The organism is Butyricimonas hominis (assembly GCF_014287455.1).
Classification (GTDB): domain Bacteria; phylum Bacteroidota; class Bacteroidia; order Bacteroidales; family Marinifilaceae; genus Butyricimonas; species Butyricimonas muris.
The window spans coordinates 50,345-63,349 of record NZ_JACOOH010000001.1 but is presented as its reverse complement, the minus strand read 5'-3'; the positions used below and the strand labels follow the sequence as shown (position 1 = coordinate 63,349).

The window sequence follows — 13,005 nt, the reverse complement described above, 5'->3', positions numbered from 1 at the left end:
GTTATTTGGTTTTAAGTGTGGAGTATATATAGTCCATGTCAACACATGCTCGCACGTGCCGGGCTAGTTTGTCATATTGTTGTTCCTTAAACTCGGCGTAGTCGAATGTTTTCGGCGAGGCTTGGGTTAGACCTGTCGCCAAGTCATTCAGTACGATGTTGTTGTCCAAAATGCCGTGGAGGTAGGTGCCCCAGCATTTGTCGCTGAGCAGGTAGCCGTCCGCCTGTCCGTCGGGTAGCCGATTGAGAGGCGAGGCGGTTGCCCCGTCGAGCAGGAGGGTGCGTCCCATGTGGATTTCGTACCCTTGGCAAGTTTCCGGGTAATCGCGGAAGTTGAATTGGCGTTGTCGTGTGACTTTCTCCGGTTCCATGACCGTGACGAGTGGAAGGATACCCAAGCCCGGTATGGCGGGTATGTCGCCTTCAATCTGGTCGGGGTCCTCGATGAGGGCGCCCAGCATTTGGTAGCCGCCGCAGATGCCGATTACTTTTTTCCCGTCTTTGTGGGCACGAATGATTGCCTCGGCGATGCCGTTTGCCCGGATATTTTGTAAATCCGATATCGTGTTTTTGGTGCCGGGCAGGATGATGATATCGGCTTTACGGATTTCGTCGGTGTTGTTCGTGTAATAAGCGTGGAATCGCTCATCTCTTTCCAGCACGTTGAAATCCGTGAAGTTGGACATCCTTTTCAACAGTACGATAGCGACGTTGATTTTCCCGCTTTCCGCTTTTGCGTGTTTGGTTTCCAAGGAAACGGAGTCTTCCTCCTCGATATAGATATCCCGGAAGTAAGGGATGACCCCAACAACGGGTATGCCTGTCAATTCGTGCAGTAAGCGGCGTCCTTCGTCGAAAAGGGAGCTGTCCCCCCGGAACTTGTTGATGATGATTCCTTTCATTTGGCGTTTTTCTTCTTCCGACAGTAGGGCGATGGAACCGTAGACGGAACCGAAGACGCCGCCCCGGTCGATATCTGCGACCAAATAGGTGGCGGCATCGGTGCGCAGTGCCATGCGCATGTTGGTGATATCCCGCTCCCGGAGATTTAATTCGGATATGCTGCCGGCTCCTTCCAGTACTATCGGGTTGTACCGGGCACGCAAACGCTCGTAAGCGGCATAGGCTTCGTTGAATAATCCGGCTTTGTTGTCGGACATGAAGTATGCTTTCGCGGACATGTTGCCGACGGGCTTCCCGTTTACTACCACTTGCGAGTTCTGGTCATTCGTGGGTTTCAGTAGCACGGGATTCATGTCGCTTTCCGGGGCTATACTGCACGCTTCCGCCTGTACGGCTTGGGCTCGTCCTATTTCCAACCCGTCGGGGGTGGAGAAAGAGTTCAAGGACATGTTTTGTGCCTTGAAGGGGGCGGGATGATAACCGTCCTGTTTGAATATACGGCAAAATGCCGTGTTGATGATGCTTTTTCCCGCGTCCGAGCAGGTACCGACAAACATGATAGAGCGAAGAAACATGTGTTAATTTTAGATTTTAAATTTTAGACCTATTGATTTCTTGATTTATGATTTAAGATTAGATGATTCCCATCCACTAACCAACGCTCTTTCAATCGTAAATCGTAATTCATAAATCGTAAATTATTTCTTTTTCTTGTAAAGAAAAGCTTTCCATTTTTCCTCTTCCGAGCCTTCTTTATCCATATCCCAGCGTGCCATGGTGAAAAGTAAATCGGACAGGCGATTCATGAAGCGGAGGATGAGGGGGGGGACTTCGTCTGTACGGTTTAGTGTCCATAAACGTCTTTCGGCTCTCCGGGCGATGGTGCGTGCCACGTGGCATTGGGCTGAAATCATGGTTCCGCCCGGTAGCACGAAATGTGTAGAGGGGTGTTGCAGCTCGTTATTCATCCGGTCAATTTGTTGCTCGCAAAATGTATCCAGAGCCTCCGGGAGTTTGTTCGGGTTCTGTGCCCGGATAGCGGAAGGGGTTGCCACTTGTGACATGACAATCATTAACGAGCGTTGAAGGTATGCTAATACTTCTTGGCGTTCGTCCTCTTCGTTCAAAAGAGCCCGGATGACACCTAGCGACGCATTCAGTTCGTCGAGCGTTCCGTTTGCCTCGATGCGGATGTCATCTTTATCTACCCGGCTACCCCCGTGTATTCCGGTGGTTCCTTTATCTCCTCCTTTCGTGTATATCCTCATAATAATTGAAAATTGAAAGTTGAAAATTGAAAATGGGATTTCCAATTCTCGATTATTGTTTATATTTTATAATAAACCCGGGTTGTGTTTTCCATGATAGGGAGGTCTATCATGTCGATAGGGCGTTTCCCTTCAAGGTATGCGATGATAGCCCGGTTGAATGCCCCGTGACCGATGGCGACGATGCGTTGATTCGGGAAGTTCTCTTGCAGGTAATGGATAAAGTCGATGGCACGTTGAAAGAGAGCCTCGACGGATTCCACGCTGGGGGGAAGATGTAGCCAATCGACATCGTCCAATTGCTTCCCGGTATATACCCCCCAATCCATTTCCCGTAATAAGGGAGTTTGCAAGGGTGTTAGTCCGTGATGTTTTGCCACGGCGAGTGCGGTATCATAGCTTCGTGCCAAATCACTGCACACGACAGCGTCAAGTTGTTCATCCTTTAAGTCTTCCGCCAGATTCTCCGCTTGCGCTTTGCCCAAAGGGGAGAGTGTGCCGGGAAGTTGTCCTTGCAGGATATGTTGTTGATTTTCCAGTGTTTCCCCATGTCGGGAGAGTATAAGTTCAATCATCACTATTTTTTATTATCCACGATACAAAAATAGTAAACAATTTCATTTCTCACGGTATTCCCGGGGTGATTCTACTGTAATACTACCTTTACACGCTTACAACTCTCTTGTTGCACCGTTATTTTGCCCTTTTCCGGTGGAGGTGTAAGCGGGTGAAATGTGGGGTGTAAGCACCATGAGGTAGGATTACCGTGGGATAACCCAAGGATTACAGTTCTTTCTGCATGATAATGACGTCGAAGTCTTCCCCGAATTTATGTCCCACTTTTTCAAGTTGCGCGCAACGTTTAAACCCGTATTTCTCGTGAAACGATATGCTTTGAGGATTCTTGGATGAAATGTCGGCGAGGATTGTCCGGATACCCCGTTTTTTCGCGTCGGTTTCCAGTATATCCAGACTCATTTTGCCTGCCCCGGCATGCGTGTAATGGGGGAGGATAAAATAACTGATTTGTGCCGTGTGTTTGAACGTGGGGAACGGGTGATAAGCACTTAAATAGCAGAACCCCGCGATGGCTCCCGTGTCTGAATCTTTTATGGCGTAGGCGGGATAGTCTTGTATTTTCTCCATTATTTTTTCAAAGAAGATGTCCGGCAATCGGGTTTCGGAAAAGGCCGCGAAACTGTTTTCAACGTAGTAATTGAAGATGTCCATAACCTCTTTCTGGTGTGTATTTCCTAGTTTTTCAAATGTGATGTTCATTGTGATTCAGGATATTGGTTTGGTCAAAGTTATAGAAAATATTGTATATTTTTCGGGGTAATACTTTGCTTTTCTTGAAAAAATAGAGAGATTTGTTGTCTTGTTAAGTCTTTCGGTGTTTCCCGGAAGGAAATGAAAAGATGTAATATGGAGAAAAGTGTGCGGTTAAGATATTTATTATTGACATTGGGGATTGTTGTGTTGGGATTGCTTTCCCGGAAGACGAGTATCTGCTCGATCGACTTCGTGAGAATGTATGTCGGGGATGTGCTTTGGGCGATGATGGTGTATTTCGGTTGCCGGTTGTTGTTCGTGAGTTTGAAAAAAAGTGCGTCTTTTGGTGTTGCGTTGAGCTTTTCTTACTTGATAGAGGTTAGTCAGTTATATCATGCACCTTGGATAGACTCTATCCGGGCGACGACGTTGGGAGGGTTGGTTTTGGGTTTCGGTTTCCTGTGGAGTGATATCGCGTGCTATACGGTGGGAGTGACTCTTGGATTTTGGGTGGATTCCTTGCCGGGATGGGGGCGAAAATAAATGTTTTATATTTTCCGGAATAATGTTTTGAATTTCTTGAAAAAACAGAGAAATTTGTCGCTATGATGAAAAGAAAACTAATATTGGTTACGGGCGGACAGCGTTCCGGGAAAAGCAGGTACGCGCAAGAATTAGCGTTACATTTGTCTGATAACCCGGTTTATCTGGCTACTTCAAGGGTGTGGGACGAGGAATTTAAAGAGCGGGTAAAGCGTCATCAACAAGACCGGGGAGCACAATGGACGAATCTGGAAGAAGAGAAGTTTATAAGTAAATGTGACGTGCGGGGGAGGGTGGTTGTCATTGATTGTGTGACTTTGTGGAGCACGAATTTCTTTTTTGATAATGATTCGGACGTGGATAAATCATTGGAAGAGATAAAAGAAGAGTTCGACCGGTTTACCCGGCAAGAGGCGACGTTTATATTCGTGACCAACGAGATCGGAATGGGGGGAATAGCTGTCGATCCCGTGCAGCGCCGTTTCACGGATTTGCAGGGATGGGTGAACCAGTATATCGGTCGTGCAGCCGATGAGGTGGTGTTGATGGTGTCCGGTATTGCCATGAGAGTGAAGTAAATAAAATATAATCCGAATTGAATATCGGAAGTGCGCGTGCATTTTCAATTTTCAATTTTCAATTTTTAATTGTATGAGAAGTTTTGTTATAAAAGAAACGGATAAGGCGATTTTGCCTGATTTGATTGATAAGATAAATAATTTGACGAAACCGAAAGGGTCGTTGGGATTGTTGGAGAAGGTTGCGGCTCAAATCGGTTTGATACAGCAAACTCTTTCCCCGGAGTTGAGAAAACCACAGAATATTATTTTTGCCGCAGATCATGGTATCGTGACGGAAGGGGTTAGTTTTTCCGCTCCCGAGGTGACGGCACAGATGATATCCAATTTCATCAAAGGGGGCGCCGGGGTGAATATGTTTGCCCGTCAACACGGTTTCGGGATTAAGTTGGTGGATTGTGGGGTGAACTGTGATTTCGGACCTATGGAAGGATTGATTGACCGGAAGATTCGGAAGATCACTTCGAATTATTTGCACGAGGCAGCCATGACTGAAGAGGAGTTTGACCGGGCAATAGAGATTGGCGCGGAGATCGTGGATATGGTGTATGCCGAGGGGACGAATGTGGTGAGTTTCGGGGAGATGGGAATCGCGAATACTTCAACTTCTTCCCTGTGGATGACTTACTTGACGGGGATTCCTTTATCGGATTGCGTGGGAGCGGGTAGCGGGTTGTCACGTGAAGGTGTGGAACACAAGTACAATGTCTTGCGTCGCTGCATGGAGAATTACAAGGGTGACGGTTCTGCTAAAGATATTCTTCGTTATTTCGGCGGATTCGAGATGCTGGCTGCCGTGGGAGGAATGCTTCGGGCTGCCGAATTGGGGATGATTATTATCGTGGACGGTTTTATCATGACGAATTGCGTGTTGGCGGGACGGGCTTTGTATCCGGCATTGACGGATTATTGTATCTACGGGCATCAGGGCGACGAGTGCGGGCATAAACTTGTGCTGGATTACCTGAAGGCGGAACCTCTGTTGAATCTTGGTTTACGCTTGGGGGAGGGAACCGGGGCAATCTGTGCTTATCCTTTACTGGTTTCAGCCGTGAACATGATAAACGAAATGGCTTCTTTTAAGTCCGCGGCGGTGACGAAGTACTTTAAATAATTGAAAATTGAAAGTTGAAAATTGAAAATGAGAGTGAATCACGGAATTTGAAATCACAGAATAAGCGTTGGTTCGTGCGGCTGGAATCATAAATCATAAATCTAAAATCATAAATTACTATGCGTTCTCTTTTGGCGGCAGTGATGATGTTTACGCGTTTACCATTATGGAGATTGGTAAACGTGGATAAACGCTATTTCGCGGATGTGATTAAGTTCTGGCCGTTGGTGGGATTTTTGACGGGGGCGACAACCGGCGGTGTGCTGTGGTTGGCGGCACAAGTGTTGCCGTTGGGAGTGGCTTGTGTGTTGGCGATTATAGCCAGAATATTATTGACCGGGGCTTTGCACGAGGACGGATTGGCAGATTTCTTTGACGGCTTTGGGGGAGGAACTTCTAAAGAGAAGATTCTGGCAATCATGAAAGATTCCCATATCGGGTGTTACGGGACCATAGGTTTGGTGCTTTATTTCATGTTGTATTATGCTTTATTATCGAGTTTCGACCCCGCGATGATTTTTCCTATCGTGATAGCCGCTGATTGTTTTTCCAAATTGTGTACAGCGGTAATGATAAACACGTTATCTTATGTCCGCAAGGAAGAAGAGAGTAAAACAAAGGTGATTTACAGTAAGGTACGAATACTTATTTTCGTTCTCGTGGGGGCTATCACGATGATTCCCTTCTTTTTTCTAAAAGACGCGTCATTCTGTTGGGCAGTGGTTCCCGCTATATTGGCGGCTGTTGCTCTACGCTTCTTCTTTAAGGCAAAGATAGGAGGCTATACCGGCGATTGTTGCGGGGCCTCCGTCTTGATTATCGAACAGGTATTTTACTTGGGAGTACTCGTGATCTGGTGTCGCTATCAATTTTTGTTTTAGATTTTCTCATGTATTGTACAACTCGCCGAATAATAAGGTCTTCAATTCTTGAAGATCAAGTTTAAGGATTGATATTTAGTCCTCTATTTTGATTCGGATAATGTGTCCGTCTGTTTGTTGAACTTGCAAGGTGCCGTCTTCTCCGATTGGGTAGACGGTTTTGTACTTGCAGGGAACAATCTCTTTTCCGTCCGTGTTGATATAGCCCTCTGTGTTTTGATGCCTGACAATAGCGTATCCCTCGGGGGTAAATTCTCCGATATAGGTGTACTTGCAAGGAATAAGTTCTTTGCCTTCGCTATTTCGTAAGCCGACCATGAATTCGTCATCCATGACGAGCAGGCGTCCGAGGTTCAGACTTAGCCAATAGATGTCTTTGTATTTACATGGAAGCATGACTTCTCCCCTGATGTTGACCATCCCGAAGTGTTTGTTTTGAGACATGCGGTACAGGTTACCTCCCAATTTCCCGATGGATTCGTAAATACAAGAAAGTAATTCGTTGCCCGAACTATCGATAAGCCCGTATTTTTGACTTTTTTTCACGCGAAATAGTCCGTTCCCGAAATCTTGAATGTCCTCGTACTCGGCAGGGACGATTTCTCTTCCGGAACGATTCATGTATCCGTATTTCCCGTTTCGTTTGACGGGAGCGGTTTCGTAATTCTGGAAGTCTTCTATCCGGTCATATTTACATTCGGTCAGTTCCCTGCCGTCCCCGCTCATAAGCCCGAATTTATTGTCCCGTTCCACGCGTATCAGTTTGCCCTTGAATAGGTTCACTCTCCCGTCGCATAGCGTGAGGGAGGTATATTGGCAGGGAAGAATTTCTTTCCTGTCTATATCGAGAAGTCCATGAAGGGAATCTTGTGTCGTGAGGTATAGAATCGGACCGAATTTACGGATTTTATCGTATTGGCAAGGAAGGATTTCTTTCCCTTTTTTGTTGATGAACCCGAATTTTTGTTCCCGTTTCGCGAGAGCGATACCTGTAGAATCGAACTCTTCGATGTCGTCGTACAGGAAGGGAATAACGGTTTGATCGGTAAGGGTGATATAGCCGTATTTATTCAGTTTTTTCGCTTTGATAATCGTGTCTTCTCCCGGAAATTCGATTTCATCATACAGGCAGGGAATAATTTCTTCGCCGGTAGTCGTGATAATTCCTTGGCAGCGGTTGAAATAGACTTTTGCCACGTTGTTTTGGAAAGATTCTGCGGCATCGTATTTCAACGGGATAACGATATCGCCGGACATATTGATGTACCCGTATTTGCTGCCCATTTTGACAGCCGCCAAACCTTCTTGGAAGTCAAGAGCGTGGTCATATTTGTAGGAAATGATTTCTTCCCCCTTCTCGTTGATGAATCCCCATTTACCGTTGGCAAGCTGGTGGGCGTATCCCGTGAAGTTGTAATTATTTTGGCATGAACATACAATTACTATGTAACAAACGCTTAGTATAAATAAAATAGAACTTTTCATTGTAGTTAGATTTACTTCTAATCGAATCAAAAATATAAATTAATTGGCAAAATTCTAGCAGGATAGGAAAAAAAAGACGATTTTTACAAAGTGAAAGATTGTATTATGGAAGTAATTTTGGTAAGACATACGAAAGTAAATGTCGTGCCGGGCATGTGTTACGGGAATACGGATGTGGATGTGGCTTCTTCGTTTGAAGAAGAGGCGGAGCGTGTACGGCAGGCATTATTAAAGCATGAGTTTGACGCTATTTATTCGAGTCCTTTGCAAAGGTGTCGTAAACTGGCTCTTTATTGCGGGTACGAGAATATGCTGTTGGACGAGCGATTGAGAGAATTGAATTTCGGGAGTTGGGAAGGACAGCGTTGGGACGAGATTCAGGATCCCCGGTTGCAGGAGTGGTATGACGATTGGTTAAGTATGCCGGCGGGAGGGGCTGAAAGTTTTTTACAACAATACAACCGGGTTTCAAGTTTCATGGATGATTTGAAAGAAACGAAGAGCCGGAGTGTCTGCGTGTTCACTCACGGGGGAACAATCCGGGCGGCATTGATTTATGCCGGGAAGTACAATTTTAATCAAGCTTTCACGGATGATGTGGATTACGGATCTCAAATCAAGATTACAATATGAGAAATATTGTTATTGTTTTATGCCTGTTATTCACGGTGAATCTTTTTGGTGAACAGAAAGAAAAAGAGGATGAATATATTCTATTGATTAGTTCGTATAGTAGTCGCTATCCTTGGCCGAAGATGATAGAGAATACTTTTCGTGACGAGGTGGGAAGAGTGGAAGGAAGGGTTAAAGTGTATAGCGAGTATCTGAATTGCGACAGGTTTTCTTCCTCTGAAATATGGTTGGAGAGGATGAGGATGATTATTCGGAATCATGCTTCCCGTCCTCCTAAAATTGTCGTACTGATAGCCGACGGGGCTTGGATGGCTTACCGGAAAGCCTATTCCGGGGAATGGGGGGATGTAAAAGTACTGCTTGGCGGGGTCAAGGATTGGGGAATGGATTTTGACCGTTACTGTGACAAACAACATTTGTCCGCGAATGATTTCGTGGCAACGGCCGATTTGTGCAAGCGGTATAACGCGACAGGATTGACGGAGCGCGTGGGGGTGAATAAGACGATACATATGATGAAACGATTGTTCCCGGATACGAAGAATGTTGCCCTTATCGGGGATAATTGTTTTTACGGGATATTTGCCTCTTTACTTGCCCAGAAGTTTATCCCGGGAGAGCATCCGGAATTGAATTATATACCGTTGGACGGTCGTTTCCTCACGACGGATTCTTTGTTGCGGCGTTTACGGCAATTACCGGAACACACGGGTATCGTGTACGCGTCATGGTTGCAGGATGTTACCGGACAGACGAATGATTTCGAGAGAATGAACGACAACATTCTTGCGCTGGTGGGGCAGCCTGTGTTTTCTCTTTCCGATTGGGGCGGGAAAGGCGACGATTTTATAGGTGGTTATTATTATTCGTCCATGAATTACGGGCAACGGTTAGCCGGAATTGCTGTCGAACTGTTGCATGGGGTTGAACCGGAAAATATACCGTTACACAATGCCAGTGATGATTTCGGGGCGCATCTGAACAAGAGTTTGGTCGTGAAGTATAACTTGGACCCGGCAGTCGTGGGAGAACCGGTGACTTATTTCAACGTTCCTCTTTCTTTCTGGGAAGAGAACAGGAGAGTACTGCTAAATGCGTTGATCGGTTCGTTGGTTTTTGTCTTGGTGGTAATGATCGGTTTCTATTTTTACCGGACAAAGAACTATTTGAAGTGGCAACAGAAGTTAAGCGAGAGTTTGAAGAGTTCTTTGGAGAACCAGCTTCATGTTTCAGAGACACTGGAAACTTTTTTACAGGAGAAAACCGAAGCGGAAGCGGTGAATCAAATGTTGTTGCGGATGTTGGAAGAGTATAATGCAGATCGGGCGTATATATTCGAACTGGACCGTTCCGGGCAATATTGTGACAACACGTACGAGATTGTGGCGGAAGGTATTGAACCTCAAAAAGAATACTTGCAACATATACTTTTGGCAAACTCGGGAAATTTTTATTCCATGGTATGGCAGAATGAGTTGCTTGCCGTGGATGATTTAGAGGCTACCCGCGGAAGCATACCGGAGGAGGAATGGCAGATATTGGCGAATCAGGGTATTCAGTCTATTCTCGTGGCTCCTTTACATTCGAACAATCGTACATGGGGATTCGTGGGTGTTGATTTCGTGCGGGAAAAGAAGGTGTGGACGGAACAGGATAAATTGTATCTCAGCACGTTGTCGCATGTTTTGTGTATCGGCATGTCCCATTATCGTTCGGAAATACTTCAAAAAGAGAGTGAATTGCGTTTCGGTTATCTTTATCGCAATACCTCCTTGGCGATATGCCTTTTTGACACTAAAGGGGTTTTGCAGGAAGTGAACGAGTGTTTCCTCGAGGCGACGGGAATCATGAACAAAAAAGATTTGTTGGGACTATCTCTCTATTCTCTTCGTTTCCTTTCCGATGAGCGTTGGAAAGTGCTGGACGGAACGGGACAACTGGTAATGGATTACGTGTTCTCTCCCAAGGCATGGAAAGAGGCGTACGGGATTTATTCCCGTCGGGTTTCTTCCTGTTATTTCACGGTTCACGTGAAAGAACTGAAAGATGAGGTTGATAATACTCTCGGGTATATGATGGTTTGGATTGATAACACGGTACTGGTGGAGGCGAGAGCGAAGGCCGAAGAGTCCGACCGTTTGAAATCTGCTTTTATTGCCAATATGTCGCACGAGATACGGACTCCCTTGAATGCTATCGTCGGTTTTTCCGAGTTGCTTACCACGGACGAGGAGGTGGAAAAAGAGGAGAGGGACGAGTATATCAAGTTGATACGGACGAACACGGATTTATTGTTGCAGTTGATAAACGATATTCTCGATCTGTCGAAAATTGAAGCCGGAGTGTTGGATTTTGTCCCGGAGAAAGTGGATTTGGAGTTACTTTTGTCGGGCATCGAGGCATTGTATAAGATGAAAGTCAGGGAAAATGTGAATGTTGAGTTTGTGAGTAAACATACCGGATTGCAGTTTTTGTTTGTAGATAAAAACCGGTTGAGTCAAGTGATATGTAATTATTTGAATAATGCCTTGAAATTTACCGCGAAAGGACATATTTATTTCGGGTATGAAGTCCGGGAGAATGACGTGTATTTCTTTGTCGAGGATACAGGTACCGGAATACCGCGGGAGAAACAGGAGTCTATCTTTCAGCGTTTCGTGAAATTGGATTCTTTCAAACAAGGTACGGGACTGGGACTTTCAATATGTTCCACTATCGTGGAGAAATGGAAAGGGCAGATTGGTGTAAAATCGGAAGAGGGACGAGGTTCCACGTTCTGGTTTACCGTGCCGAGATTATAGAGAGGTGTGTTCGTATGCGTTGTTCTTTGCTTTCTTTTTTTCTGCACGGAGTTTTTTGCGCAATCCTTTCTCGACGGCAAGTACAAGGAAAACGATTAGAAATAGTATTGCGACGTTGAGCCACGTGCGGAAACTGGACTCGTAGAAGTCCGTCATGGCAAATTTAGCGATTGCGGCCAAGATCAATATATACAGACACGTGCGTACATTCCGCAGCTTCTTTTCCGTGGAAGCAATGATGTCATTATCGGAAGATTCCTTTTCTGTTTTCATGGCCTTGTGGTTTAGTGCGTGTAATTATATTTTTGTAAAGGTATGAAATTAATTTTAGATATCAATCACGTGAAATTGCACTTATTCCCGTGTGTTGTAGAATTCTCGGTATCTTTCAATTGCATCCTCAAGCAATGCTTTTTCGATTTTCGGTTGACGTTCAAAGAAAGTGGTTTCTATTTTTATCTGGCTTCTTTGAGCAATCTTTTTCCAATTCCCGACAATTCTGCCGTTATACAAGATGACGGGATAGAATATGCCATTGTTAGAGAATGCTTTCGGGTGGTGAACGGGGTCTATCACTGTGCCTCGCTCTTTATAGCTGATGAGGTATTCGTCATAGGAAGGCAAGAGATGAAGTTGTGGTCGCGTGGAAGGTGCGTTAGAGCAGGATTCATGCACGTGTAACTCGAAAGAGCCGTATTTTTCCACGTGCAACTCCGATTTGATGGTTTCTATCGCTTGTTTGGCTTCCGAGATGAGCAAACCGGACCACCAAGTGAAATCTTCTAGGCTGGCAGGAGAATGGCTTCTGAAATAATAAGTAGCTAATTTAGCCAGAGCTTCTTCTTTGTGTAGCTCTTTTACGGGGGGAATGCGTTCTTCCAAGAGAGCGTAAGTCGGTTTTTGTTTCCTGTCAATGCCGCTGCAAATGATACCTTCCGATTCTGAGCGGTTCAAACAATATTTCAAGAATATGGGATCTCCGCTATGGCTCATTTGCACAAGAGTTTTCTCCAGTTCTTCCTTGGTTAGACTCTTGCCTTCAAGAATTTTCTCTATGTCCTGTTTACATTTTTGATATTCTTTCTCGCCAATATTTATTTGGCTACACCATGACTTGAATGCTGCTATATTACGTTGTTTGCATAGTTTCAGCATCCAGCGTAAATCTTCTGCCGCGACAATGTGCCACGTGGGACGCATGACATGGGTACGGATGATTTCTCCTTTTTGTAGAGCCTCTTCAACGACAGATAAAGAACCTGATTTTAGTCTTATTCCGATAGCCCGTTTTACCATCGGGTAGTTTTGAGCTTGTATCGCACCCATCCATGTCACGAGTTCTTTCGGTGTTTCGAATCGTGAATTTGTCAATTGTTGGCATTGCAGACGGATGTTTGTCAACATATGTGGGTTTGTTAAGTTATAAGGTTTATAAAGTTCATAAAGTTCATAAAGTCTTTACCGCCACAAGCATCTTACTGAAAAAACTTATATACTTTATAAACTTTATAAACCTTATGAACCTTAT

The 13,005-nt window shown here is 45.1% G+C and carries 13 protein-coding genes; 6 read left to right on the top strand and 7 right to left on the bottom strand.

Features of this window, described 5'->3' with window-relative positions; all coding sequences use genetic code 11:
• Position 1: 1 nt before the first annotated feature.
• The 4 genes from H8S64_RS00250 to H8S64_RS00235 form a co-directional block, all read right to left on the bottom strand.
• A complete protein-coding gene (locus H8S64_RS00250; RefSeq protein ID WP_186974525.1) occupies positions 2–1,477 on the bottom strand; it encodes a cobyric acid synthase in 1,476 nt (491 codons plus the stop codon).
• Between the two features lie 123 nt (positions 1,478–1,600).
• Positions 1,601–2,170, bottom strand: coding sequence for a cob(I)yrinic acid a,c-diamide adenosyltransferase (locus tag H8S64_RS00245; RefSeq protein WP_186974524.1), 570 nt, complete (start codon positions 2,168–2,170; stop codon positions 1,601–1,603).
• A 59-nt stretch (positions 2,171–2,229) separates the two neighbouring features.
• Positions 2,230–2,751, bottom strand: a complete 522-nt coding sequence (locus H8S64_RS00240) for a histidine phosphatase family protein (protein ID WP_186974968.1) — start codon at positions 2,749–2,751, stop codon at positions 2,230–2,232.
• Between the two features lie 202 nt (positions 2,752–2,953).
• Positions 2,954–3,448 (bottom strand): GNAT family N-acetyltransferase, encoded by a 495-nt coding sequence (locus tag H8S64_RS00235; RefSeq protein WP_186974523.1) that lies wholly within the window; start codon positions 3,446–3,448, stop codon positions 2,954–2,956.
• A gap of 147 nt (positions 3,449–3,595) precedes the next feature.
• Between H8S64_RS00235 and H8S64_RS00230 the strand changes: the two genes are divergently transcribed.
• The 4 genes from H8S64_RS00230 (at position 3,596) to cobS (ending at position 6,558) form a co-directional block, all read left to right on the top strand.
• Positions 3,596–3,985: a ribosomal maturation YjgA family protein gene (locus H8S64_RS00230; protein WP_222621121.1), complete on the top strand. Its 390-nt coding sequence runs from the start codon at positions 3,596–3,598 to the stop codon at positions 3,983–3,985.
• Positions 3,986–4,050: 65 nt separating this feature from the next.
• Complete coding sequence (locus H8S64_RS00225) at positions 4,051–4,563, top strand: bifunctional adenosylcobinamide kinase/adenosylcobinamide-phosphate guanylyltransferase (RefSeq protein WP_186974966.1); 513 nt, start codon at positions 4,051–4,053, stop codon at positions 4,561–4,563.
• 73 nt (positions 4,564–4,636) lie between these two features.
• Complete coding sequence (gene cobT, locus H8S64_RS00220) at positions 4,637–5,677, top strand: nicotinate-nucleotide--dimethylbenzimidazole phosphoribosyltransferase (RefSeq protein WP_186974522.1); 1,041 nt, start codon at positions 4,637–4,639, stop codon at positions 5,675–5,677.
• A 119-nt stretch (positions 5,678–5,796) separates the two neighbouring features.
• Positions 5,797–6,558 carry an adenosylcobinamide-GDP ribazoletransferase gene (cobS, locus tag H8S64_RS00215; RefSeq protein ID WP_186974521.1) on the top strand — a complete coding sequence of 254 codons (762 nt, stop codon included), beginning with the start codon at positions 5,797–5,799 and terminating at the stop codon, positions 6,556–6,558.
• A gap of 75 nt (positions 6,559–6,633) precedes the next feature.
• Here the strand turns inward: cobS and H8S64_RS00210 are convergent, their stop codons facing one another.
• On the bottom strand, positions 6,634–8,043 hold the full coding sequence (locus H8S64_RS00210) for a WG repeat-containing protein (protein WP_186974520.1): 1,410 nt from the start codon (positions 8,041–8,043) through the stop codon (positions 6,634–6,636).
• Positions 8,044–8,148: 105 nt separating this feature from the next.
• Here H8S64_RS00210 and cobC point away from each other — a divergent pair, with 105 nt between their 5' ends.
• Both cobC and H8S64_RS00200 read left to right on the top strand, forming a co-directional pair.
• Positions 8,149–8,676: an alpha-ribazole phosphatase gene (gene cobC / locus H8S64_RS00205; protein WP_186974519.1), complete on the top strand. Its 528-nt coding sequence runs from the start codon at positions 8,149–8,151 to the stop codon at positions 8,674–8,676.
• Positions 8,673–11,477 (top strand): GAF domain-containing sensor histidine kinase, encoded by a 2,805-nt coding sequence (locus H8S64_RS00200; RefSeq protein ID WP_255469362.1) that lies wholly within the window; start codon positions 8,673–8,675, stop codon positions 11,475–11,477. Before cobC ends, H8S64_RS00200 begins: the two co-directional genes overlap by 4 nt.
• Here H8S64_RS00200 and H8S64_RS00195 read toward each other — a convergent pair.
• Together H8S64_RS00195 and H8S64_RS00190 are read right to left on the bottom strand one after the other, a co-directional pair.
• The gene (locus tag H8S64_RS00195; RefSeq protein ID WP_186974518.1) at positions 11,472–11,750 is read right to left on the bottom strand and encodes a hypothetical protein; all 279 of its coding nucleotides are present in this window, start codon (positions 11,748–11,750) and stop codon (positions 11,472–11,474) included. The genes H8S64_RS00200 and H8S64_RS00195 overlap by 6 nt on opposite strands.
• An 81-nt stretch (positions 11,751–11,831) precedes the next feature.
• Positions 11,832–12,881: a winged helix DNA-binding domain-containing protein gene (locus H8S64_RS00190; protein ID WP_186974517.1), complete on the bottom strand. Its 1,050-nt coding sequence runs from the start codon at positions 12,879–12,881 to the stop codon at positions 11,832–11,834.
• Between the last annotated feature and the right edge of the window lie 124 nt (positions 12,882–13,005).